The 21654-nt window shown below is 56.0% G+C and carries 21 protein-coding genes; 9 read left to right on the plus strand and 12 right to left on the minus strand.

Features of this window, described 5'->3' with window-relative positions; genetic code table 11:
- Positions 1–105 precede the first annotated feature (105 nt).
- Positions 106–726, plus strand: a complete 621-nt coding sequence (gene rhtB / locus ACMGG3_RS17420) for a homoserine/homoserine lactone efflux protein (protein WP_014172125.1) — start codon at positions 106–108, stop codon at positions 724–726.
- Here the strand turns inward: rhtB and rhtC are convergent.
- The 3 genes from rhtC to pldA all read right to left on the minus strand — a co-directional run bounded on the left by rhtC (position 723) and on the right by pldA (position 4194).
- Positions 723–1343: a threonine export protein RhtC gene (gene rhtC, locus ACMGG3_RS17425; RefSeq protein WP_014172126.1), complete on the minus strand. Its 621-nt coding sequence runs from the start codon at positions 1341–1343 to the stop codon at positions 723–725. The two genes, rhtB and rhtC, sit on opposite strands and share 4 nt — an antisense overlap.
- A gap of 61 nt (positions 1344–1404) precedes the next feature.
- Complete coding sequence (recQ, locus tag ACMGG3_RS17430; protein ID WP_025202782.1) at positions 1405–3234, minus strand: ATP-dependent DNA helicase RecQ; 1830 nt, start codon at positions 3232–3234, stop codon at positions 1405–1407.
- Positions 3235–3324: 90 nt separating this feature from the next.
- Entirely contained in the window at positions 3325–4194 is an 870-nt protein-coding gene (pldA, locus tag ACMGG3_RS17435) for a phospholipase A (protein WP_020882880.1), read from the minus strand.
- A gap of 161 nt (positions 4195–4355) precedes the next feature.
- Here pldA and yigI point away from each other — a divergent pair, with 161 nt between their 5' ends.
- Positions 4356–4823 (plus strand): acyl-CoA thioesterase YigI, encoded by a 468-nt coding sequence (gene yigI, locus ACMGG3_RS17440; protein ID WP_014172129.1) that lies wholly within the window; start codon positions 4356–4358, stop codon positions 4821–4823.
- 51 nt (positions 4824–4874) lie between these two features.
- Positions 4875–5771 (plus strand): EamA family transporter RarD, encoded by an 897-nt coding sequence (rarD, locus tag ACMGG3_RS17445; protein WP_014172130.1) that lies wholly within the window; start codon positions 4875–4877, stop codon positions 5769–5771.
- 42 nt (positions 5772–5813) lie between these two features.
- Here the strand turns inward: rarD and corA are convergent, their stop codons facing one another.
- From corA to lptM, 8 genes are all read right to left on the minus strand, one after another.
- Entirely contained in the window at positions 5814–6764 is a 951-nt protein-coding gene (corA, locus tag ACMGG3_RS17450) for a magnesium/cobalt transporter CorA (RefSeq protein WP_020882881.1), read from the minus strand.
- Between the two features lie 151 nt (positions 6765–6915).
- Positions 6916–6972, minus strand: a complete 57-nt coding sequence (gene ysgD / locus ACMGG3_RS17455) for a YsgD/CorL family protein (RefSeq protein WP_212743980.1) — start codon at positions 6970–6972, stop codon at positions 6916–6918.
- Between the two features lie 149 nt (positions 6973–7121).
- Positions 7122–9284 carry a DNA helicase II gene (uvrD, locus tag ACMGG3_RS17460; protein ID WP_020882882.1) on the minus strand — a complete coding sequence of 721 codons (2163 nt, stop codon included), beginning with the start codon at positions 9282–9284 and terminating at the stop codon, positions 7122–7124.
- Between the two features lie 80 nt (positions 9285–9364).
- Positions 9365–10081: a 5-amino-6-(5-phospho-D-ribitylamino)uracil phosphatase YigB gene (yigB, locus tag ACMGG3_RS17465; RefSeq protein ID WP_014172133.1), complete on the minus strand. Its 717-nt coding sequence runs from the start codon at positions 10079–10081 to the stop codon at positions 9365–9367.
- Positions 10081–10983 (minus strand): tyrosine recombinase XerC, encoded by a 903-nt coding sequence (gene xerC, locus ACMGG3_RS17470; RefSeq protein WP_414149339.1) that lies wholly within the window; start codon positions 10981–10983, stop codon positions 10081–10083. The genes yigB and xerC overlap by 1 nt, the downstream gene beginning before the upstream one ends.
- Complete coding sequence (locus ACMGG3_RS17475; RefSeq protein WP_014172135.1) at positions 10980–11687, minus strand: DUF484 domain-containing protein; 708 nt, start codon at positions 11685–11687, stop codon at positions 10980–10982. Before ACMGG3_RS17475 ends, xerC begins: the two co-directional genes overlap by 4 nt.
- Positions 11684–12508: a diaminopimelate epimerase gene (gene dapF / locus ACMGG3_RS17480; RefSeq protein ID WP_020882883.1), complete on the minus strand. Its 825-nt coding sequence runs from the start codon at positions 12506–12508 to the stop codon at positions 11684–11686. Before dapF ends, ACMGG3_RS17475 begins: the two co-directional genes overlap by 4 nt.
- Before the next feature lie 35 nt (positions 12509–12543).
- The gene (lptM, locus tag ACMGG3_RS17485; RefSeq protein ID WP_025202779.1) at positions 12544–12747 is read right to left on the minus strand and encodes an LPS translocon maturation chaperone LptM; all 204 of its coding nucleotides are present in this window, start codon (positions 12745–12747) and stop codon (positions 12544–12546) included.
- A gap of 135 nt (positions 12748–12882) precedes the next feature.
- On the opposite strand from lptM, the gene cyaY reads away from it, so the two are divergent.
- A complete protein-coding gene (gene cyaY / locus ACMGG3_RS17490) occupies positions 12883–13203 on the plus strand; it encodes an iron donor protein CyaY (protein ID WP_014172137.1) in 321 nt (106 codons plus the stop codon).
- A 43-nt stretch (positions 13204–13246) separates the two neighbouring features.
- On the opposite strand, the gene cyaA is transcribed toward cyaY, so the two are convergent.
- The gene (gene cyaA, locus ACMGG3_RS17495; protein WP_394246974.1) at positions 13247–15790 is read right to left on the minus strand and encodes a class I adenylate cyclase; all 2544 of its coding nucleotides are present in this window, start codon (positions 15788–15790) and stop codon (positions 13247–13249) included.
- Between the two features lie 346 nt (positions 15791–16136).
- Between cyaA and hemC the strand changes: the two genes are divergently transcribed.
- The 5 genes from hemC to ACMGG3_RS17520 all read left to right on the plus strand — a co-directional run bounded on the left by hemC (position 16137) and on the right by ACMGG3_RS17520 (position 21619).
- Entirely contained in the window at positions 16137–17078 is a 942-nt protein-coding gene (gene hemC / locus ACMGG3_RS17500; protein WP_032669623.1) for a hydroxymethylbilane synthase, read from the plus strand.
- Positions 17075–17815, plus strand: coding sequence for a uroporphyrinogen-III synthase (gene hemD / locus ACMGG3_RS17505; protein WP_014172140.1), 741 nt, complete (start codon positions 17075–17077; stop codon positions 17813–17815). Before hemC ends, hemD begins: the two co-directional genes overlap by 4 nt.
- 21 nt (positions 17816–17836) lie before the next feature.
- Positions 17837–19036 carry a uroporphyrinogen-III C-methyltransferase gene (hemX, locus tag ACMGG3_RS17510; protein ID WP_032679217.1) on the plus strand — a complete coding sequence of 400 codons (1200 nt, stop codon included), beginning with the start codon at positions 17837–17839 and terminating at the stop codon, positions 19034–19036.
- Positions 19037–19038: 2 nt separating this feature from the next.
- Entirely contained in the window at positions 19039–20238 is a 1200-nt protein-coding gene (hemY, locus tag ACMGG3_RS17515; RefSeq protein ID WP_032680089.1) for a protoheme IX biogenesis protein HemY, read from the plus strand.
- A 169-nt stretch (positions 20239–20407) separates the two neighbouring features.
- On the plus strand, positions 20408–21619 hold the full coding sequence (locus tag ACMGG3_RS17520) for an MFS transporter (protein WP_073397806.1): 1212 nt from the start codon (positions 20408–20410) through the stop codon (positions 21617–21619).
- Positions 21620–21654: the final 35 nt, after the last annotated feature.

Below are 21654 nucleotides of genomic sequence, written 5' to 3' on the forward strand. Positions count from 1 at the left end.
TTTCCACCCCCGTAAGCCAAGGAATATCGTTTTTTCGTCACCGGTCACAAAATGACGTAACAATAGCGTATTGTGGCATAAAAACAGACAATTCGGGAGTTTCAAATGACCTTCGAGTGGTGGTTCGCTTATCTGCTGACATCCATCATCCTTAGCCTTTCCCCAGGTTCAGGCGCCATTAACACCATGACCACCTCCATCAACCACGGCTATCGCGGTGCCGCGGCGTCCATTGCCGGTTTGCAGACCGGTCTGGGCATTCATATCGTGCTGGTGGGCATTGGTCTGGGTACGCTGTTCTCCCGCTCGGTACTGGCCTTTGACGTGCTGAAATGGGCCGGTGCCGCGTACCTGATTTGGCTCGGTATTCAGCAGTGGCGTGCGGCAGGCTCAATTGATCTTAATACGCTCGCCCAGACGCAAACACGCGGACGCCTGTTTAAACGCGCGGTGTTTGTGAACCTGACCAACCCGAAAAGTATTGTTTTCCTTGCCGCGCTGTTCCCGCAGTTTATCGTCCCGCATCAGCCACAGGTTATGCAGTACGTGGTGCTGGGTGCGACCACCATTGTTGTTGATATCATCGTGATGATTGGTTACGCGACGCTGGCGCAGCGGATTGCGGTGTGGATTAAAGGGCCTAAGCAGATGAAGGCCCTGAACAAAATCTTTGGTTCGCTGTTTATGCTGGTAGGCGCGCTGCTTGCGTCAGCGCGTCATGCTTAGCGAGAAATAATGAGATGAATGCCAAAGCCGGCGAACAACGCGCCGGCGAAGCCGTCAATCCACTTCGCAATACGCTGGTAACCGCGGCGCATCGCCGGTAAGGCAAACAGGCTGGCAACCACGGTAAACCACGCAAAAGTTTCCACCACGATCAGCAGGAAGATGCCCCAACGCGCACCCGCACCCACGTTGTCACCCACAAACAGGGAGAACACGGAGCCGAAATAGATAATCGCTTTTGGGTTCGCCAGGTTGGTGAGCAGCCCTTTAATAAAACTCCGGCCGCCCGTTGCCAGCTCAACTTTCGGCTCTTCCGGCTTTTTCTCTTCTTTCTTCAACGCCCCGCGCAGCATCTGGTAGCCCATCCAGCAAAGGTAAAGCCCCCCGCCAACCATGATGATGTTGTGCAACCAGGCCATCTTCGCCAGAATCAGGTTCAGACCAAGCAGCGCCACAGCCGCCCAGACCATAACGCCCATGGTGATACCCAGCACCCCCATCATCGCTTCTTTGCGGGAGCGGCTGACGGCGGTTTGTGACACGAAGAAAAAGTCAGGGCCCGGGCTCATGAGCGCAACGATGTGCACTAACGCCACGGTAAGAAATAGCATTAACATAATTAACTCGCAGGGAAATAATTAAGTGAGTCACCATCCTGACATTTTTTAGGCTGGCTGACTACTCCTCATCGTCACCGTCGACATGAGCACGGATAAGCGCCATAAACTCTTTGCCAAAGCGTTCCAGCTTGCGCGTACCAACACCGTTGACGCTGAGCATTTCGCTGGCGCTGAGCGGCGTCTGCTCTGCCATCTCGATAAGCGTCGCATCGTTGAAGACCACGTAGGGCGGAATGTTCTCTTCATCAGCAATGGCTTTACGCAGCTTGCGCAGTTTGGCAAACAGCTTGCGGTCGTAATTGCCGCCGTACGATTTTTGCATCACCCGCGGCTTCAGGGCGACAACGCGCGGAACCGCGAGCTTCAGTTCGATATCCCCGCGCAGCACCGGACGTGCCGCTTCGGTAAGCTGAAGCGCGGAGTGTTGGGCAATGTTTTGCGTGGCAAAGCCCAGGTGAATCAGCTGACGGATGATGCTCACCCAATGCTCGTGACTCTGGTCTTTGCCGATACCGTAGACGGGCAGCTTATCGTGTCCCATGTCGCGGATACGCTGATTATTCGCCCCACGCAACACTTCCACCACGTAGCCCATGCCGAAGCGCTGGTTCACACGATAGATGGTCGAGAGCGCTTTGCGCGCATCCATCAGGCCATCGTATTGCTTTGGTGGGTCAAGACAGATATCGCAGTTGCCGCACGGCTCCTGACGCCCCTCGCCAAAGTAGTTGAGCAGCACCAGACGGCGGCAGGTTTGCGCTTCGGCAAACGCGCCCATCGCGTTGAGCTTGTGGCGTTCGATATCCTGCAGTTGGCCCTGCGGTTTCTCTTCCAGACAACGGCGCAGCCACGCCATGTCGGCCGGATCGTAAAACAGCATGGCTTCTGCAGGCAGCCCATCACGCCCGGCGCGGCCAGTTTCCTGGTAGTACGATTCGATATTGCGCGGAATGTCGAAGTGTACGACGAAGCGCACGTTCGGCTTGTTGATCCCCATTCCGAACGCCACCGTCGCCACCACAATCTGCAGGTCATCGCGCTGGAATTTCTCCTGCACATCGGCGCGAACCGCGTTTTCCAGCCCGGCATGGTAGGCGGCGGCGCTAAAACCACGGTTCTGCAGGCGCGCGGCCGTGTCTTCCACCTTCGCGCGGCTGTTGCAGTAGATGATGCCGGACTTCCCGCGCTGCTCCTGCACGTAGCGCAGAAGCTGATCCAGCGGCTTGAATTTTTCCATCAGCATGTAGCGGATGTTCGGGCGGTCGAAGCTGCTGACCTGAATCAGCGGATCGTTCAGCCCCAGCAGCCGGACGATATCCTGACGCGTGGTGTCATCTGCCGTCGCGGTGAGCGCCATAAACGGCAGTTCGGGAAAACGCTGACGGAGCTGGCCGAGCGCCGCATATTCCGGGCGGAAATCATGTCCCCACTGGGAGATACAGTGGGCTTCATCCACCGCCAGCAGGACCGGATTCCAGTGCGACAGATGATCGAGGAAGTTATCCAGCATCAGACGTTCCGGCGCGATATACAGCAGGCGAACCTGCCCGGTACGGCAACCGGCCATGACCTCTTGCTGCTGCTCGCGGGTCTGGCTGGAGTTAAGACAGGCCGCCGCCACGCCATTGGCAAGGAGCTGATCGACCTGATCTTTCATCAGAGAAATAAGAGGCGATACCACGACCGTCAGGCCGTTGAGCACCAGCGCGGGCACCTGATAGCAGAGGGATTTACCGCCGCCGGTAGGCATGACCACCAGACAATCGCGGCCTTCCAGCACGGTTTCAATGATGGTTTCCTGGCCAGGGCGGAACTGCTGGTAGCCAAAGGTTTCATGCAAAACCTGTTTAGCCAGCGATTCCTGATTCAATACTTCCGCCTGCGCCACGTTAACCCCATTTGCCAGAAATAAAACAGGCGCTATTTTCAGCGCCTGAGAGAGAAACTTCAACGTTTAACGAAAAAACATTCGAGCTGCCTAGAAAATATCGTTCAGCATCACGCCCACACCTACACGGGTCTGGTTGAAGTTGTAATCGATAAGCGACTCGCCGTAACCGCTGTAAACCTGAGTATAGAGGCGAACGTGCTTGCTCACCGGATAACTGAGGCCCAGTTCCGCGCCACCGTAACCGGTGTTCCAGTTGTACTGGCCTTTGGCGCTCAGCACCGCGTCACCCAACTGATAGCCGATTTTGAGCTGATAGTAACCCATATATTTGGTGATATCCGGATTGTCGTCGGTATCGCCCACCACAAACCACGGCTTCACTTCCGCCATCCAGTTGCCGTTTTGCGCCATCAGTCGCGTATAGGCACGGTTCCAGCTGCGCGAGGTAGGGTCGGAGCGTCCGTTTGAATCGTGGTTAAAGCCCACCTCAATGTCACGCAGCGTCCAGCCCGCGAATTCATAATCGGTCGCAAAACCGAGGAACAGCTGCGGCTCATAGTTGGTTTCACGGAACGGTGAAGATTCGCCACTGTTGGAAAGCTGCCACCAGGATTTCTGCGTGTAAGAGGCGCCGAGCACCGAATTCGGTCCCAGAATGCCGCGCCAGAACGGGAACGCGAGACTTAACTGGAACTTCACTTCGTCTTTACGCGCATTATCGGACCAGTTATAGGAGCTTATCGCCTCTTTGTTGAGATCGCTGGTCTGCGTGTATATCACGTAGTTGGTGTCATACGGATACAGCGTGAACGGATTATCATGTTCCTGAAGAAGGTTCGCGATAATGCTGCCCTGCACGGCAGGTTGATCGTGAACTTCTTTAATCGTCGCTTCCTGGGCATATGCTGTGAGGGGCAGCGCAACCGCCGCCAGTAACCAGGCCAGATACGTCCGCATCGGTGGTGTTCTCCTGCAAAGAGTTAATTAGTTGAATTGTTATGTGGCGGATATTCTACATACTTCTGCGACAACTGCTGCATCCTCGTTTCTGAAAGTGGAATTCCTTATTGCTGAAGCATAAAATCAACATTTTATTAACAATAAGGATGTGATGCCTCATGTCAGCCATGCTTACCGCCGAAGAAGCGTTAAAACTCGTGGGCGAGATTTTTGTTTACCATATGCCGTTTAACCGTGCACTGGGTCTGGAACTCGAGCGCTACGAAAAAGCGTTTGCCCAGCTCAGCTTCAACAACCAGCCGATGATGGTAGGCAACTGGGCGCAGAGTATTTTGCACGGCGGGGTGATTGCCTCAGCGCTGGATGTGGCGGCGGGCCTGGTTTGTGTGGGCAGTACGCTGACGCGCCATGACACCATCAATGAAGACGAGTTGCGCCAGCGTTTGTCGCGTATGGGCACCATCGATTTACGCGTCGATTACCTGCGTCCCGGGCGCGGAAACCGTTTTACCGCCACCAGCAGCCTGCTGCGCGCCGGGAATAAGGTCGCCGTCGCACGCGTTGAATTGCATAACGAAGAGCAGGTCTATATCGCCAGCGCAACTGCCACTTATATGGTGGGTTGAAACCCTAAAATCGGGTAAAATTAATTCACTTTTTTGTAACGGATTATCCCGATGGATGCTAAACAAACGCGGCAGGGCGTACTACTCGCCCTTGCCGCTTATTTTATTTGGGGTATCGCACCGGCGTACTTCAAGTTTATCGCTTACGTACCCGCTGACGAGATCCTCACACACCGTGTGATTTGGTCGTTTTTCTTTATGATCGCGCTGATGAGCGTTAGCCGTCAGTGGTCTGGCGTCAAAACGCTGCTGAAAACGCCGAAAAAGGTGTTCCTGCTGGCCCTCTCAGCCGTGCTGATAGGCGGCAACTGGCTGCTCTTTATCTGGGCAGTCAATAACCATCACATGCTCGAAGCAAGCCTGGGCTATTTTATTAATCCCCTGGTCAACATTGTTCTGGGCATGATTTTCCTGGGCGAGCGTTTCCGTCGCATGCAGTGGCTGGCGGTCATCCTCGCTTTTTGCGGCGTGCTGGTTCAACTGTGGACCTTCGGTTCGCTGCCCGTGATCGCTCTGGGCCTGGCGTTCAGCTTTGCGTTTTACGGGCTGGTCCGGAAGAAAATAGCCGTTGAAGCGCAGACCGGGATGCTGTTTGAAACCCTGTGGCTATTGCCGGTCGCGGCGATATACCTGTTTGGTATTGCCGACAGCGCAACCAGCCATATGGGCAGTAACCCGTTGTCGTTGAATCTGATGCTGATGGCGGCCGGTGTGGTAACCACCATTCCTCTGCTGTGCTTCACCGGTGCAGCAACGCGCCTGCGTCTCTCCACGCTGGGCTTCTTTCAGTACATCGGTCCGACGCTGATGTTCCTGCTGGCAGTGGTGTTTTACGGCGAAGTACCGGGTGCAGATAAGATGGTGACGTTTGCCTTTATCTGGGTGGCGCTGGCGATTTTTGTTGCAGACGCCCTTTATACCCAGCGCAGAACACGCAAAGGATTGTAAGCGGTAATGAGGCGGGCAGGCACAATGCCACCCGCCTGATGTTTACAGCCAGTTACGGCGCTTGAAGTAGAGGTACGGCGCCAGCCCGGCGAGGATCATAAAGATAATCGCGCCAGGGTAGCCAAAGCTCCACTTAAGCTCCGGCATAAACTCAAAGTTCATCCCGTAGCTCGAGGCCACCAGCGTTGGTGGCAGGAAGACCACCGAGACCACCGAGAAGATCTTGATGATGCGGTTCTGCTCGATATTGATAAAGCCCATCGCCGCCTGCATCAGGAAGTTGACCTTCTGGAACAACGATTCATTGTGCGGCAGCAGGGATTCGATATCGCGCAGGATCTCACGCGCCTGCTCCAGCTGACCGCCCGGCAGACGCGCCTTACGCACCAGGAAGTTCAGCGCGCGCTGGGTATCCATCAGACACAAACGCACCTTCCAGCCGATATCTTCCAGCTCTGCCAGCGTCGAGAGCGCTTCGTCGTATTCATCGCCCTGATGCCCTTCCATAATGACGCGGCTCAGCTTTTCCAGGTCGCTGTAGATGTTTTCAATTTCATCCGCCAGCTGTTCGATTTTGGTTTCAAACAGGTCCAGCAGCAGTTCGTAGGCATTGCCGTCGACCATCGCCTGGCTACGGGCGCGCATGCGGTAGAGACGAAACGCGGGCAGCTCACGCTCGCGCAGGGTAAACAGGCGACCGTCACGAATGGTAAACGCCACGGTGGAGTTACCCGCGTGATCGTCGGCGTCTTCAAAGAAGAAGAAGGAGTGAATATGCAGACCGTCTTCATCTTCAAAAAAACGAGCAGATGCTTCGATGTCTTCCAGTTCCGGGCGGGTTGCCAGGCTTTGCCCCAGCTCAGATTGTACGCGAAGGCGCTCATCGTCGTCCGGCTCGACCAGATCCACCCATACGGCATCAATGAGGGGCTGTGACTCTTCGGCTTCAAGCCGAGTCAGTCGGTTATTTTCGAGTTGAAATGCGCTCAACATGACCGGGACTCCCAATGCAAAAAATATCGGACAGTTCGGTGGGCACACAGAAACAAATTGGGTTTCAGACCATTAAACAGCCTGACTCAGCGCGACGGGAATAATGCAGGTCGCTGACAACCACTAAGGCCATCAGCAAGAGGAGATAGCCTTAGGAGTTGTTCCTGGATGACAGGGAATTGAGCCAGTATCTACTGGGTGTGTCCAAGGCGAATGTCCTCTTAGCGTAATCGTGCGCGCATGTTACGCCAGCAGTAATAGTGGCGTCAACACGCAACGGAACGCTGAAGGGCATTAATTGACCTTCAACGTATAAGGCTAGCAGATTATTACAAAATAATGATATTTTTCTGAAAGTTACACAGTTTCCAGCCTGGCGTAGGCTGCCACCAGCCATTTGATACCTTGCCCCTGGAACGCCACCTGCAGGCGGCTGTGCTCGCCGCTACCTTCCAGATTGACGATAGTGCCTTCACCAAACTTAGCATGACGCACGCGCTGACCCAGCTTGTAGCCGGTGTCCGTTTCAGCAATCGGCGAGCCCATACGCTGATGGCTGACCGGGCGGCTGATACTGGCGCGCAGGCGCACCTCTTCCACGCACTCTTCCGGCAGTTCGCCGATAAAGCGCGACGGACGGTGATACACCTCTTTGCCGTAAAGGCGTCGGGTTTCGGCATAGGTCAGCGTCAGCTTTTGCATCGCGCGCGTCACGCCAACATAGGCCAGACGACGCTCCTCCTCCAGACGCCCACCTTCATCCAGCGACATCTGGCTCGGGAACATCCCCTCTTCCATCCCGACGATAAACACCTGCGGGAACTCCAGACCTTTGGCGGAGTGCAGGGTCATAAGTTGAACCGCATCCTGCCAGGTGTCTGCCTGCCCTTCGCCCGCTTCCAGCGCCGCGTGGGAGAGGAACGCCTGTAGCGGCATCAAATCTTCGTCTTCTTCGTTGTAGCTGAACTGGCGCGTTGCCGTCACCAGTTCCTCTAAGTTCTCAATACGGGTCTGGCCCTTTTCGCCTTTCTCCTGCTCATACATGGTGCGCAGGCCGGAGTCTTTAATCACCCGGTCGGTCTGTACGTGCAGAGGCATATCGGCCGTTTCCTGTGCCAGGGCATCAATCAGCTCCAGGAAGCGTTGTAAGGCGCTGGCTGCACGTCCGGCGAGCGCTTTCTCCTGCAACAGCTCGCGGCACGCCTGCCAGAGTGTCAGCTGGCGATCGCGGGAGGCCTGACGCACCACGTCCAGGGTACGGTCACCGATGCCGCGAGTTGGGGTGTTCACCACGCGCTCAAACGCCGCATCGTCATTACGGTTTGCGATCAGACGCAGATACGAGAGCGCGTCTTTGATCTCCTGACGTTCAAAGAAGCGCATGCCGCCGTAAATGCGGTACGGCATACTCACCTGCAGCAACGCCTCTTCCAGCACGCGCGACTGGGCGTTGCTGCGATAGAGAATGGCACACTGCTCCAGCGCGCCACCGTTGTCCTGCCAGGTTTTAATACGGTTCACCACAAAGCGCGCTTCATCAAGTTCGTTGAATGCGCAGTAGATAGAGATCGGTTCACCGTCAACGCCATCGGTCCACAGCTTTTTACCCAGACGCCCGTTGTTGTTCTCAATCAGGGCGTTGGCGGCGCTCAGAATGTTGCTGGTCGAACGGTAGTTCTGCTCCAGACGGATGGTCTGAGCACCGGGGAAATCATTGAGGAAGCGCTGAATGTTTTCCACCTGCGCCCCACGCCAGCCATAGATGGACTGATCGTCATCACCGACGATCATCACCTTGCCGGTATCACCGGCCAGCAGGCGGATCCATGCATACTGGATGTTGTTGGTATCCTGGAATTCGTCCACCAGAATATTGGTGAAGCGTTCACGATAGTGCTGCAGGATATGCGGTTTGTTGAGCCACAGCTCATGCGCACGCAGCAGCAGCTCAGCAAAGTCCACCAGACCTGCGCGATCGCACGCCTCCTGATAGGCTTTATAAACGTTCTGCCAGGTTTGCTCGACCGGGTTGCCGAAGCTCTGAATATGGTGCGGACGCAGCCCTTCGTCTTTCTGGCCGTTGATGTACCACATTGCCTGACGCGGCGGCCACTGCTTCTCGTCGAGATTCATCGCCTTAATAAGACGCTTCAGCAGACGCAGCTGATCTTCGCTGTCGAGGATCTGGAAATCCTGCGGCAGGTTAGCGTCCATGTGGTGCGCCCGCAGCAGGCGATGCGCCAGACCGTGGAAAGTCCCCACCCACATGCCGCCCTGGCTGGTGCCCATCAGCTGTGCGATTCGGTGGCGCATCTCTGCCGCCGCCTTGTTGGTAAACGTCACCGCCATAATGGAATACGGTGAGCAGTTTTCCACGCTCTGCAGCCACGCAATGCGGTGTACCAGCACGCGTGTCTTACCACTGCCCGCCCCAGCCAGCACCAGCATGTTGGTGCGCGAAGCGGCAACCGCGTCACGCTGTTTGTCATTAAGGCTGTCGAGCAGGTAAGAAACGTCCATTGGCACCGTCACGTAATGTCAGGCAGGCGAATGTGATTCCTTCGCCAAAACCCTGTTAATTTATACAGAACAATTGATGATTATATCAGCGTCGTGAGGGATGCCAACCGTGAAATTTCCACGTGCGGCAGAAGACGGCTGTCCGGCGTTGTCATCAGGTCAGCGTTTTCCGGCTTGATCCAGCAGGCCTGCATGCCGCAGCGGATCGCCCCGGCCACGTCCGTGGTCAGGTCATCACCCACATGCAACATTTCGCCGAGCGGCAGGTTCAGTTTTTCCGCCGCCAGGTGATACATATCGTTAAACGGTTTCGAGCGCCCGTGCGGGCCCGCGCGCAGCACAAACTCAAAATAATCGCCAAGACCAAACAGCTCAGGCTGAGCATTGCCATTGGTAATCGCCACCAGCGGCCACTTCTCTGCCAGCGCGGCCAGCGTATCGTGGGTCTCCTGTGGCACATCAATACGGCTGCGCCATTTGGCGAAGTTTTCCATGGACGCTTCAGCCCCTATCGCCGCATCACGCGCGCTCATGCCAACATTCAGCATCGCCTGTTCAACCGCACGTCGACGCCATTCGGTCACGTCATGGTAAATGTCCGGCTCGGTCTCCCGCAGGGACTGACGCAGCTGCTGGAAGTCCTTGTTCTGCATCGTCTTCAGCGCCGGGTGATAGTTCTGCACAAACGCCAGCGACTCCTGCTCGGTACGCAGGATCACCTGGCGGTTATCATAAAGGGTGTCATCAAGGTCAAAGGTAAGGGCTGAAATCTGACCCAGTGGGCGGTAAAAACGCATTATTTCCCCCGTTTGGCGCGTGGATGCGCCGCGTCATACACCGAGGCAAGGTGCTGGAAGTCTAAGTGGGTATAAATTTGGGTGGTGGACAAATTCGCGTGGCCGAGCAGTTCCTGCACGCCGCGCAGATCGCCGCTTGATTCAAGCATGTGGGTCGCAAAAGAGTGGCGCAGCTTGTGCGGGTGAACATGGCTGTTCAGCCCCTGTTTAATGCCCCACTCCGCAAAACGCTTCTGCACGTTACGCGCCGAGATCCGCTTGCCGAGTTTCGACAGGAACAGCGCCTCTTCTTCAGCGCCAAACAGCCCGCGCAGGTCAAGCCAGTGCTCAATCCAGGCGACAGCGTTGCGACCAATCGGCAGGCGGCGCTCTTTGCTGCCCTTGCCCATCACCCACACTTCGCCGGTGTCCAGAGCGAGATGTTTTATATCGAGATTGACCAGTTCAGACAGACGCAGTCCGGCACCGTACATCACCTCCAGCATCGCGCGGTCACGCACCGCCAGCGGATCGTTAAGATCGATATCCAGCAGGCGATTGACATCATCGACGTCGATATTTTTAGGCAGATGACGCGGTGCTTTTGGCGTGGCAATGCCTTTCGCCGGGTTGGCTTTAAGGCTGCCCTGGCTCACCAGCCAGTCGAAGAAACTGCGCAGGGCAGAGAGCCTGAGCGCCAGACTCGCCGGGCCTAACCCTTTCCTGCGGCTACGCACGACGACTCCACGAACCGTCGCAGCGTCACATTGTTGCCAGCTTTTCAGGCCGATTTCATCGGCAATCTGCATGATGGCATCAAGCTGACGCTGATAGTTCAGCAGGGTAATGGGGCTAAGCTGACGTTCAACCCCCAGGTAGCGCAGAAAGCGCGCGACGTCAGTGGCAAGAAGTCCGTCCGTCATACGCGCTCAATCCAGCGCTCCAGCAGCTCAGGCAGCATCAGGGCGATCTCCTGCAACAGGTGCGTACCTTGCCCCTGCTCATAGTGATGCGCGTCGCGGCTGGTAAATAACATTACGCCTAAGTCGCCATCGCGCCCCATCAGTGACATGGCCACCGAACCAATCGCTTTGGCTTCTGGCAATACCACCAGCAATTCTGGTCCGTTCAGCGGCCCCAGATAATGATGTTGATGACCCAGGCGCTGAATACGTAGCGGCTCAAACGCCTGACGGCTCAGCGCCAGATGGGTGAAACCAGACGGTGCACCAATGCGCCAGCGGTCGGGGAAGAGACGAAGGGTTGCGCCTGCAAGCCCCAGTTCTCGCGCCCAGCGGTGGAAACGGCTGAGAAACTCGTCAAGGCTGTGGGCCGAGGCCAGACGCGCCTGCAGATGCAGCAGTCGATAGAACAGGCTTTCGTTATTGTTCGCCTGTTCCATGAGCAGCGTCATGTTCTCTTCAAGCTGATTGATGTGGTTGCGCGCGCGAGCCATGTGCCATTCGACCAGCGACACGGTCCCGCGCACCGGATGCGGCACGCGCATCTGTTCGACAAGACGTGCATTGCGAATAAAAAACGCGGGATTGTTCAGCAGATAATCAACAACAGCACTGTCGTCCAGTTCCGTCACCGTTTCCTGCAGTTCTTCCCCTGGTTGCTTCATAGATGGATAAACCCGTCATAGACATGTACCGCCGGGCCAGTCATAAACAGCGGATGACCCGGTCCTTTCCAGGCGATATCAAGACGACCGCCTGGTAACTCCACGCGAACCTCTTCTGCCAGTAACCCCTGAGCGATGCCGACGGCCACTGCCGCGCAGGCACCGCTTCCGCAGGCCTGAGTTTCGCCCGCGCCGCGTTCATACACCCGCAGACGGATGTGTTCACGCTTCACCACCTGCATAAAACCAATGTTCGCGCGTTCCGGGAAGCGTTCATGGCTTTCCAGCACCGGGCCGAGGGTTTCAACGGCGGCGGTCTCCACATCATCAACCTGAATCACGCAGTGTGGGTTTCCCATCGAGACGACACCACACAATACTGTCTGCTCAGCCGCACGCATAATATAGGTCTTTTCCGCTTTGTTTGCGCGAAACGGCACGGCGGAAGGTTCAAAGTTCGGCTCGCCCATATTCACGCGAACCAGATCGTCATCGGTGACGCTGAGCACCATGCGACCATTCGCGGTACTGACGCGGATATCGCGCTTGTTCGTCAGCCCTTTCAGGCGGACAAAGCGGGCAAAACAGCGCGCACCGTTGCCGCACTGGGAGACTTCACTGCCGTCAGCGTTAAAAATACGGTAGTGGAAATCGAGGTCAGGATCGTACGGCGGCTCAACCACCAGCAGCTGATCGAACCCCACGCCCAGATGCCGATCCGCCAGGCGGCGGATCAGTTCCGGGGAGAAAAAGACATTCTGCGTTACCGCGTCGACGACCATAAAATCGTTGCCAAGGCCATGCATCTTAGAGAACTGCATCATTCGCTCCATTGCGCGGGTACAGAACGTAATCGTCAGAGATTAACCTGAGTCGGACCACCATTATTGCCACGATCGTTCGTGTCTGGCGTGGAAGACTCAATACCGCTTTGCACAGGTTTCGTCGGCGGCGGCGCCGTTTTATCCGCTGGCGGGAAGTAAAGCGGTCCCTTCAGTCCACAGCCCGTCAGACTAAACAGCGTGATGAGAACGGCAAGCGTTCGGAAAACGTTTTTCATTATAAAGTTGCCCGTAAGTTCAAATCTGTTTCTATCATCGCAGGAGAAGACACAAAAGCAAGAGTTTGCCGCTTTCCTGCAACGGGAATTATTTAGCGTTATACTGCCGGCATCACGAAAAACAGGAACAAAACCATGAACGACAGTGAATTCCATCGCCTTGCAGACACCTTATGGATGACCATCGAAGAGCGGCTTGACGACTGGGACGGCGACAGCGATATCGATTGTGAGATCAACGGCGGCATTCTGACCCTGAGCTTCGAAAACGGCAGCAAAATTATTATTAACCGCCAGGAGCCGCTTCACCAGGTCTGGCTGGCCGCCAAACAGGGTGGCTACCATTTCGATCTGAAAGAGGGCGAATGGGTGTGTGACCGTAGCGGCGAAACGTTCTGGGATCTGCTGGAACAGGCGGCGACCGCGCAGGCAGGCGAAGACGTGCGTTTTCGTTGAGTCTGTTTTGCCCGGTGGTGCGCTGCATACCGGGCAAAAACTGTCAGGAGAAATACTGCTGCAACAGCGGGGTAGTGTCCTGGCTGGCGGGAACCGCTGGCGTAACGGCCTGCGTACGGAACGGAATCACCTGCGAACGTCCGTCTACATTCACAATCTGGTAGAACTGCGGCAGGTTAAAGTTGATGAAGCTGGAGCCGTAGGTAAAGCGGTCATGTGAGGACGAATAGAAGCGACTGACGTCGCGCACCAGCTCCTCTTTACTGCCTTCACAGTGGTGATAAACCTCAGCGCGGTTCGTCTCATCCAGGATGTAGATGTTGAAACCGGCATCATCACCCGACTCTTCAAAGAAGAACTGAATAATCCCTTCGCTCGCAAAGCCATCCACGACCTGTGGCAGTTTCACGTGGTGGGTTTCCACCTGCACTGACAGGCCATGCAGCTTGTTGTGCGAAATAGCGCCGTAGAACTCGATGGCGTTTTCCAGCTTCTGTACTGAAACATTCAGGCGCTCGAAGAACAGGCCCCAGGTCTGTCCGGAGACGCGCAGTGCTTTAAAGCGACCGGTTTCCTGACGGGTACTGGAGAGGCGCAGTTCGATGCACTCCGAAACCAGCTGCTGCACACGGGTACGGATCAGACCGCGCAGATGCTGGCTATAGCAGAACACCTCAACGCTGTCCGGCGGCGCAGCGTCCTGATGCATCTTGCCGAGAATCGTTTTCAGCGCTTCGATCATCGCCTGCTCGCCGTTGAAGTGCAGAGTACGCACTTCGTTCCACGAGTTGCGGTACAGCAGGTCTACGCTGCCCACCAGGCAGTTTTGCTGCTCGCCAAAACTAAAGACGTCCAGCTTGCGGAAATCAAAATGGACCACCTGATTGCGGAAGGCCGCTGTCGGGTCATATTCCAGGTTGACGATAATCGCCAGATGGCGAATTTCACACGGGCTGTAGAGCGCTTTTGGCGTCGGCGCCGGCAGACGCAGCGGGAAGTGGTGGGAGACATCCGCCACCATCTCCTGCAGTTTGGCTAAATCGACAACCTCGTTGCCTTTGATAAACAGCCGGGTACGCGAGGTCAGCAGGCCGTTGAACCAGGCCCAGGCCACCAGCTTGTTCAGGTAGCGGTTATATTCCAGCGGCTGATGGCTGATGATCGAGTCCATGCTTGGCGCACGGTTGTACAGGTACCACCCGGTGCGGTTTGCGCGGCCCGGCGGCACATAGATAAAGGTCAGGTTCGGTTCTGACAGGTCCGGTGAAATCTGCGGGTTAACCAGCGTGACTTTACCCGGCAATGCTTCAAACGCCGCGTACAGTTTACGCGTCAACACCCCGATATCCTGCGGGCTGGCGGAAACGCTGAGATTGTTACGACGCGCAAAGCGGATAAGGTTGCGGTAGCTTTGCATCATGGCATCGAGCAGTTCGTTGTGCGCTTCACGCACCTGATCGATTTTCCAGTTGGCGCGGTTATCAAGCATCGACAGACGTTCTTCGTCCCATCCCCACTCTTTCACCAACTGACTGACCACTTCACGACGCCAGCCCACGCATGCGCGTTCGCGGCTGAGTTTTTCACAGACTTTGAGATAGAAACATCGACGCACCAGATCGAGACGCGTGGTGTCATCAATGGCTTTCAGGTATTCGGTGACGCGTTCAAGCATCATGCAGTAAGCATCCAGCCCGTAGGAGACAATTTCTCCGTCGTGCAGACGCTGCTTGATATCTTTCGCCAGCAAACGCGGCGTGGGGTATTCCCAGGAATAGGCTTCCAGCAGCAGGGTTTTCAGCACGGCCTTATACGGCGAATCAATGCTTTTATAGAGCTGCCAGAGGCTCGCGCCAAAGTACTCTTCGGCGGAAAGCGAACTGAGGCCACCCAGATCCAGCCATTCATTTGGTGTCAGCACACCCTGGGAGTACAACGACATTACGTAATCGTCGTAATGCTCTTCTTCGTCGCACGGCACCATATTCCACAGAATACGCTTACCGGCCAGGCGTACGGCAGTACGGTAAAACTCGTCCAGCAGTAAGATGTGCTGGGTTGAACCGCAGTCTTCACCACCCAGACTGCCACTTTCGTTATGACGGAAACGGTTTTCATCAATCAGGAAGAAACTGACTTCTACGCCAAGCGACGCGGCCCAGCTTTCCAGCAGGCTGCACTTTCGTTGCAGCAGCTGACGCTCGTCGTTATCGAGCCAGGACTGATGACAGACCCAGATGTCCAGGTCCGAAGAACAGCTTTGCCCAACCGAGGAGGTGCTGCCCATGGTGTAAACGCCTGTAATCGGCAGTTCACCTTTCGGTGATTCCTGCGGCGGCATACCACGGTAGAGTTCAAGTTCGGTCAGGTAGTGTTGTTGGGTTTCATCAGGCGTGAAAAGACAGATGCCTCTGGGAACGTTACCGTCAAGGTAGCCAGGCATCAGCGGATGGTGATAGTGCAATAATGTCGGCAGAAGACTGTATACCTGCTGGAAAGCAGGGCCCATAGCAGCAAGCGCGCGATCGACACGCAGTTGGTTTATGGCATCCAGTCTCTGTTTCAGAGTCTCAATATAGAGGTACAAGACGTATCGCCTGATGTTTCCGGGTGTCGCACGCTATTCAAAACAGAAATAACAGCGGACCCGCAGTATTACAAAAAGAGAACCGTTACCTTTTTTCGCCCTTATCATTATGGTGGTACCGACGAAAAAATGGTCTAAAACGTGATCAATTTAACACCTTGCCGGTTGACCGTAAAGAAAGATGCGCTACATACAGTGTAGCACCGTTCTGTACGTGTAAATTCCTTAATACGGCTGTGGCTGACGAGAACCCCGCCCTGTCCCTCTCTTCTTCATCACCGTAAAACTGCCATCCCAGAGTCAACAATGTTAGGATGGTTAGCGATTGATAATGACGGTAACAAGCATGTTAGACAATGTTTTGAGAATTGCCACACGCCAAAGCCCTCTTGCGCTCTGGCAGGCACATTATGTTAAGCAGCGCCTTGAAGCCTGCCACAGTGGATTGTGCGTCGAGCTGGTGCCTATGGTCACGCGCGGTGACGTGATCCTTGATACGCCACTGGCTAAAGTGGGCGGCAAGGGCCTGTTTGTCAAAGAACTGGAACTGGCATTGCTTGAGAACCGCGCCGATATCGCCGTACATTCGATGAAAGATGTGCCCGTCGAGTTCCCGGAAGGGCTGGGGCTGGTGACCATTTGCGAGCGTGAAGATCCGCGCGATGCGTTTGTCTCCAATCACTATGATTCGCTCGATGCGTTGCCAGAAGGCAGCGTGGTTGGCACGTCCAGTTTACGTCGTCAGTGTCAGCTGGCAGAACGTCGTCCGGACCTGATCATTCGTTCGCTGCGCGGTAACGTTGGTACGCGTCTGAGCAAGCTGGATAACGGCGATTACGATGCCATTATCCTCGCGGTTGCGGGTCTGAAGCGACTGGGGCTGACGTCGCGCATTCGCGTCGCGTTGCCGCCTGAGCTGTCGCTGCCGGCTGTGGGTCAGGGGGCCGTCGGCATTGAATGCCGTCTGGATGATGAGCGTACCCGCGCGCTGCTTGCCCCGCTGAACCATGACGAGACAGCCATCCGCGTTAACGCCGAGCGCGCCATGAACACCCGCCTCGAAGGAGGGTGTCAGGTGCCGATTGGCAGCTATGCTGAATTAATTAACGGTGAACTGTGGCTGCGAGCGCTGGTTGGCGCACCGGACGGTTCACAGATGGTCCGCGGCGAACGTCGCGGTAAAGCGCAAGATGCCGAACAGCTTGGCGTGTCGCTGGCAGAAGAGCTGCTGGATAACGGCGCCCGTGAGATCCTGGCTGAAGTTTATAATGGAGAACCCCCTGCATGAGTATTCTTGTCACCCGCCCTTCTCCCGCAGGAGAGCAATTAGTGAGCCGTCTGCGCGCACTGGGGCAGGTGGCCTGGAGTTTTCCGCTCATTGAATTCTCCCCCGGTCGGGAGCTGTCCGCGCTTGCCGACCATATGAATACCCTCCAGCAGGGCGACTTGCTGTTTGCGCTGTCGCAACATGCGGTGGAATTTGCCCAGGCGCAGCTGCAACAGCAGGGGCTTAACTGGCCAACCGCCCCTCACTATTTTGCGATTGGTCGTACAACGGCACTGGCGTTGCATACCGTAAGCGGAACAGACGTTCGTTACCCGTTAGATCGGGAAATCAGCGAAGTCTTGCTACAATTACCTGAATTACAAACTATTGCCGGAAAGCGTGCACTCATTTTACGCGGTAACGGCGGGCGCGAACTGTTGGGCGAAACGCTGCGGGAACGCGGGGCTGAGGTCACGTTCTGCGAATGCTATCAGCGTTGTGCAAAACATTACGATGGTGCGGAAGAGGCGATGCGCTGGCATATGCGCGGCATTACGACCCTGGTGGTGACCAGCGGTGAAATGCTGCAGCAGCTCTGGTCGCTGGTACCCCTTTGGTATCGTGAAAACTGGTTACTCCACTGCCGGCTTCTGGTCGTCAGTGAGCGTCTGGCGAACCAGGCCCGGGAACTGGGCTGGCAAGATATTCGGATCGCTGATAACGCTGACAACGATGCGCTGCTGCGCGCATTACAATAACTCTCATAATGGGAAGCCATAATGACGGAACACGATAAATCCTCCGCCGTGGTTGAAGAGACCAGGGAGACTGTGGACATCACGCCGCAGTCAGAAACGACTGAGAAAACCGTTGAGAAGAAGAACGGCAGCAATAAAACCAGCCTCGCGCTGAGCGCGATAGCCATCGCCATTGCGCTGGCCGCAGGCGTTGGCCTCTATGGCCTGGTGAAACAGCAAGGTTCCAGCCAGACGGCGACCAACGACACGCTGGTCAATCAGCTTACCGCCCTGCAAAAAGCGCAGGAGACGCAGAAAACTGAACTGGAAACGGTGATTAAACAGCAGTCCGCGGCGCTCGCTGAGGCGAACAGCAAACAGGAAGAGCTGACCAAACAGCTGGACGACGTGCAGCAGAAAGTCGCCACGATTTCCGGTACCGATGCCAAAACCTGGCTGCTCTCGCAGGCCGATTTCCTGGTGAAGCTGGCCGGACGTAAGCTCTGGAGCGATCAGGACGTCACCACCGCCGCCGCGCTGCTGAAAAGCGCTGATGCGAGCCTGGCAGACATGAACGATCCGAGCCTCATTACCGCGCGTCGTGCCATTACCGAAGATATCGCCAGCCTTTCTGCCGTTTCGCAGGTGGACTACGATGGCATCATCCTGAAGGTCAATCAGCTTTCAAACCAGATTGATAACCTGCAGCTGGCGGATAACAACGACGACGACTCCCCGATGGATTCTGACGGAACCGAGCTTTCCAGCTCCCTGAGCGAATGGCGCGTGAACCTGCAAAAAAGCTGGCAGAACTTTATGGATAGCTTCATTACTATCCGCCGCCGCGACGAAACCGCCGTTCCGCTGTTAGCGCCGAATCAGGACATTTATCTGCGCGAAAACATTCGCTCCCGCCTGCTGGTGGCGGCCCAGGCCGTGCCGCGTCATCAGGAAGAAACCTACAAACAGGCGCTTGATAACGTCTCGACATGGGTACGTGCTTACTACAATACCGATGATGCCACGACCACGGCTTTCCTCGATGACATTGATAAACTGAGCCAGCAGAACATCACCATGAACGTGCCGGATAAGCTGGAAAGCCAGCCGATTCTGGAGAAGCTGATGCAGACGCGCGTGCGCAACCTGCTGGCGCAGCCGGGCGTTCCGGCAGAACCTCACGCCCAGGCCCCTGCCGCCGCGCCAGCGCCAGCGCCTGAAAGCGCGCCACAAGGAGAGTAATGATGCTTAAAGTACTCTTACTCTTCATCCTGCTGATCGCCGGGATCGTGCTGGGGCCGATGCTTGCCGGTCATCAGGGTTACGTCCTGATCCAGACCGATAACTACAACATCGAAACCAGCGTAACGGGTCTGGTGATCATCCTGATCCTCGGTGTGGTGGTGCTCCTTGCGGTGGAGTGGATCCTGCGCCGAATTTTTCGTACCGGTGCGCATACGCGTGGCTGGTTCGTTGGCCGTAAACGCCGCCGCGCCCGTAAGCAGACTGAGCAGGCACTGCTTAAGCTGGCCGAGGGTGACTATCAGCAGGTTGAAAAGCTGATGTCGAAAAATGCTGACCATGCCGAACAGCCGGTGGTGAACTATCTGCTGGCCGCCGAGGCAGCGCAACAGCGGGGTGACGAAGCCCGCGCCAACCAGCATCTGGAACGCGCGTCAGAACTTTCTCCGAAAGACCCGATTCCCGTTGAGATCACCCGCGTTCGCCTGCAGCTGGCCCGCAACGAAAACCACGCCGCGCGTCACGGTATCGACCGTCTGCTGGAAGTCTCGCCACGCCACCCGGAAGTGCTGCGTCTTGCCGAGCAGGCCTATATTCGCACCGGCGCCTGGGGTTCACTGCTGGATATCATTCCGTCGATGGCCAAAGCCGACGTCGGTGATGATGAGCATCGTGATGAACTTCAGCGTCTGGCATGGATTGGCCTGATGGATCAGGCGCGTGCCGATCTCGGCAGCGATGGCCTGAAAACATGGTGGAAGAATCAGAGCCGGAAAACGCGTCAGCAGGTTCCGTTGCAGGTTGCGATGGCAGAACATCTGATTGAATGTGACGATCATGACACGGCGCAGGAGATCCTCCTCGACGGACTGAAGCGACAGTATGACGATCGCCTGGTTATGGTGATCCCACGTCTGAAAACCAATAACCCTGAGCAAATTGAAAAAATGCTGCGTCAGCAGATTAAAGCCGTCGGCGACCGTCCACTGCTATGGAGTACGCTGGGCCAGTCGCTGATGAAGCACGGTGAATGGCAGGAAGCGAGTCTCGCCTTCCGTGCAGCGCTGAAACAGCGCCCGGACGCGTTTGACTACGCGTGGCTTGCCGATTCGCTGGACAAGCAGCACAAGCCGGAAGAGGCTGCCGCCATGCGCCGCGATGGGCTGTTATTAACGCTGCAAAATAATGGCAGCCAGCAATAAATAACAAGGAGGCCAGACGGCCTCCTTTTTTATTCCCCTTCGCCTGCTACATTCTTTACCACGTCATCTGAAAACGAACCCGCCAATGTAACGACGTCTTTTCATTAACTTTTTTCCATACACGCGACGAGTGCCGCGTGGACTGAATCGTTTTTGAAAGGAAATCGTCATGAACTCCCTTTTGTACGCGCTTATTGAAGCGCTGCGCTGCCACCGCTGGCTGCGCCTGCTGGCCTGTGCCTTTATCTTTACATCACTGGGAAATGGCGTCACCCAGGTGGTGGTCTTCGGCTTACTGTTAGCATGGTCCGCCCCGCCCGCACTGCTTACCCTCGCCTTTCTTTTCGCCACGCTACCTGGCTTTATCGGCAGCCTCATCAGTGAAAAGCTGTGTGTACGCTATTCTCCGATACCCCTGTTGATGCTCACCGAGGGGCTTGGCTTACTGGCCCTGCTCTTTCCCCTTCTCGGCGTGCACTATCACAGTATCCCTGCGTTACTGGCCGTGCAGTCCACCGAAGCACTGCTTAGCGGAATGAGCTGGCCTGCCCTGACGCTGCTCTTTAAACGCGGACTCAGAGAAGCAGAACTGCCTGCCGCAACCTGCCTCGAGAATGTGATTTTTGCCGCTCAGGTTTTGTTAGGCACCGGGTTGGGGATGGTACTTTTCCAGAAGATCGCCATCCTCGCCTTGCTGGCCATTGATGCCATCAGCTTTCTCGGATCGCTGTTCATGCTCTGGCTGGCAGGTCGTGTATTTTTAGCGCCCACACTGGCAGTCCCCACTGAAGAGAAAGCGCCTGCGGCTTTACGCTGGCAGATGTTGACCATCCGGCAGAAACGCAGTTTGCTGATTTTGCCTGCGCTGGCCGCCGTCGGTTCACCGGCCATGGCGCTTCTTCCGGCAATGGCACAGCAGATCCATCCTCAGGATGCGGCCAGCCTTGCTTTGCCACTGCTTTTTGCAAGGAGCATGGGACAACTTTGCGGTCCCCTGCTGCTAAAAAGAGACAGCCTGACGCGTTTTGCAGCACGCACGCCACGGATTTTACTGTGTCTCGGCATCTTCCTTGCCGCGTATGGGATGCTCCCGCTGTTGTCCGGGTGGATGGCATGCGCGCTGGGGATGATATTTGTCGCACACCTGGCCTCAAATGTTCTCTTTGCGGCCGGCACGTTTGCCGTACTCAGCAGTTTTCAAACCACACACATGGCTTCGGCCAGCAGTAAAGCCTGGCGCTGGCAAACGCTCAGTGCCTCGCTTTTCACCGGTATTGCCGCGATGGCGGCGGCAGGATTTGGCTCCATACAAGCGCTTTACAGCGTTTCGTCAGCCGCTCTGATACTTGTCGCCCTGATCATGTACGTTTACCGGGAATAAGGCATAAAAAAACGCCTGCTATAAAAGCAGGCGTT

The sequence above is a fragment of the Enterobacter sp. BNK-18 genome, assembly GCF_047456135.1.
GTDB classification, from domain to species: Bacteria; Pseudomonadota; Gammaproteobacteria; order Enterobacterales; family Enterobacteriaceae; genus Enterobacter; species Enterobacter ludwigii.

Excerpts from the sequence above, each read along its gene's own strand:
- rhtB (WP_014172125.1), top strand. The coding sequence starts at position 106 with ATGACCTTCGAGTGGTGGTTCGCTTATCTGCTGACATCCATCATCCTT.
- rhtC (WP_014172126.1), bottom strand. The coding sequence starts at position 1,343 with ATGTTAATGCTATTTCTTACCGTGGCGTTAGTGCACATCGTTGCGCTC.
- pldA (WP_020882880.1), bottom strand. The coding sequence starts at position 4,194 with ATGCGGACGTATCTGGCCTGGTTACTGGCGGCGGTTGCGCTGCCCCTC.
- yigI (WP_014172129.1), top strand. The coding sequence starts at position 4,356 with ATGTCAGCCATGCTTACCGCCGAAGAAGCGTTAAAACTCGTGGGCGAG.
- rarD (WP_014172130.1), top strand. The coding sequence starts at position 4,875 with ATGGATGCTAAACAAACGCGGCAGGGCGTACTACTCGCCCTTGCCGCT.
- corA (WP_020882881.1), bottom strand. The coding sequence starts at position 6,764 with ATGTTGAGCGCATTTCAACTCGAAAATAACCGACTGACTCGGCTTGAA.
- uvrD (WP_020882882.1), bottom strand. The coding sequence starts at position 9,284 with ATGGACGTTTCTTACCTGCTCGACAGCCTTAATGACAAACAGCGTGAC.
- yigB (WP_014172133.1), bottom strand. The coding sequence starts at position 10,081 with ATGCGTTTTTACCGCCCACTGGGTCAGATTTCAGCCCTTACCTTTGAC.
- xerC (WP_414149339.1), bottom strand. The coding sequence starts at position 10,983 with ATGACGGACGGACTTCTTGCCACTGACGTCGCGCGCTTTCTGCGCTAC.
- ACMGG3_RS17475 (WP_014172135.1), bottom strand. The coding sequence starts at position 11,687 with ATGAAGCAACCAGGGGAAGAACTGCAGGAAACGGTGACGGAACTGGAC.
- dapF (WP_020882883.1), bottom strand. The coding sequence starts at position 12,508 with ATGCAGTTCTCTAAGATGCATGGCCTTGGCAACGATTTTATGGTCGTC.
- lptM (WP_025202779.1), bottom strand. The coding sequence starts at position 12,747 with ATGAAAAACGTTTTCCGAACGCTTGCCGTTCTCATCACGCTGTTTAGT.
- cyaY (WP_014172137.1), top strand. The coding sequence starts at position 12,883 with ATGAACGACAGTGAATTCCATCGCCTTGCAGACACCTTATGGATGACC.
- hemC (WP_032669623.1), top strand. The coding sequence starts at position 16,137 with ATGTTAGACAATGTTTTGAGAATTGCCACACGCCAAAGCCCTCTTGCG.
- hemD (WP_014172140.1), top strand. The coding sequence starts at position 17,075 with ATGAGTATTCTTGTCACCCGCCCTTCTCCCGCAGGAGAGCAATTAGTG.
- hemX (WP_032679217.1), top strand. The coding sequence starts at position 17,837 with ATGACGGAACACGATAAATCCTCCGCCGTGGTTGAAGAGACCAGGGAG.
- hemY (WP_032680089.1), top strand. The coding sequence starts at position 19,039 with ATGCTTAAAGTACTCTTACTCTTCATCCTGCTGATCGCCGGGATCGTG.
- ACMGG3_RS17520 (WP_073397806.1), top strand. The coding sequence starts at position 20,408 with ATGAACTCCCTTTTGTACGCGCTTATTGAAGCGCTGCGCTGCCACCGC.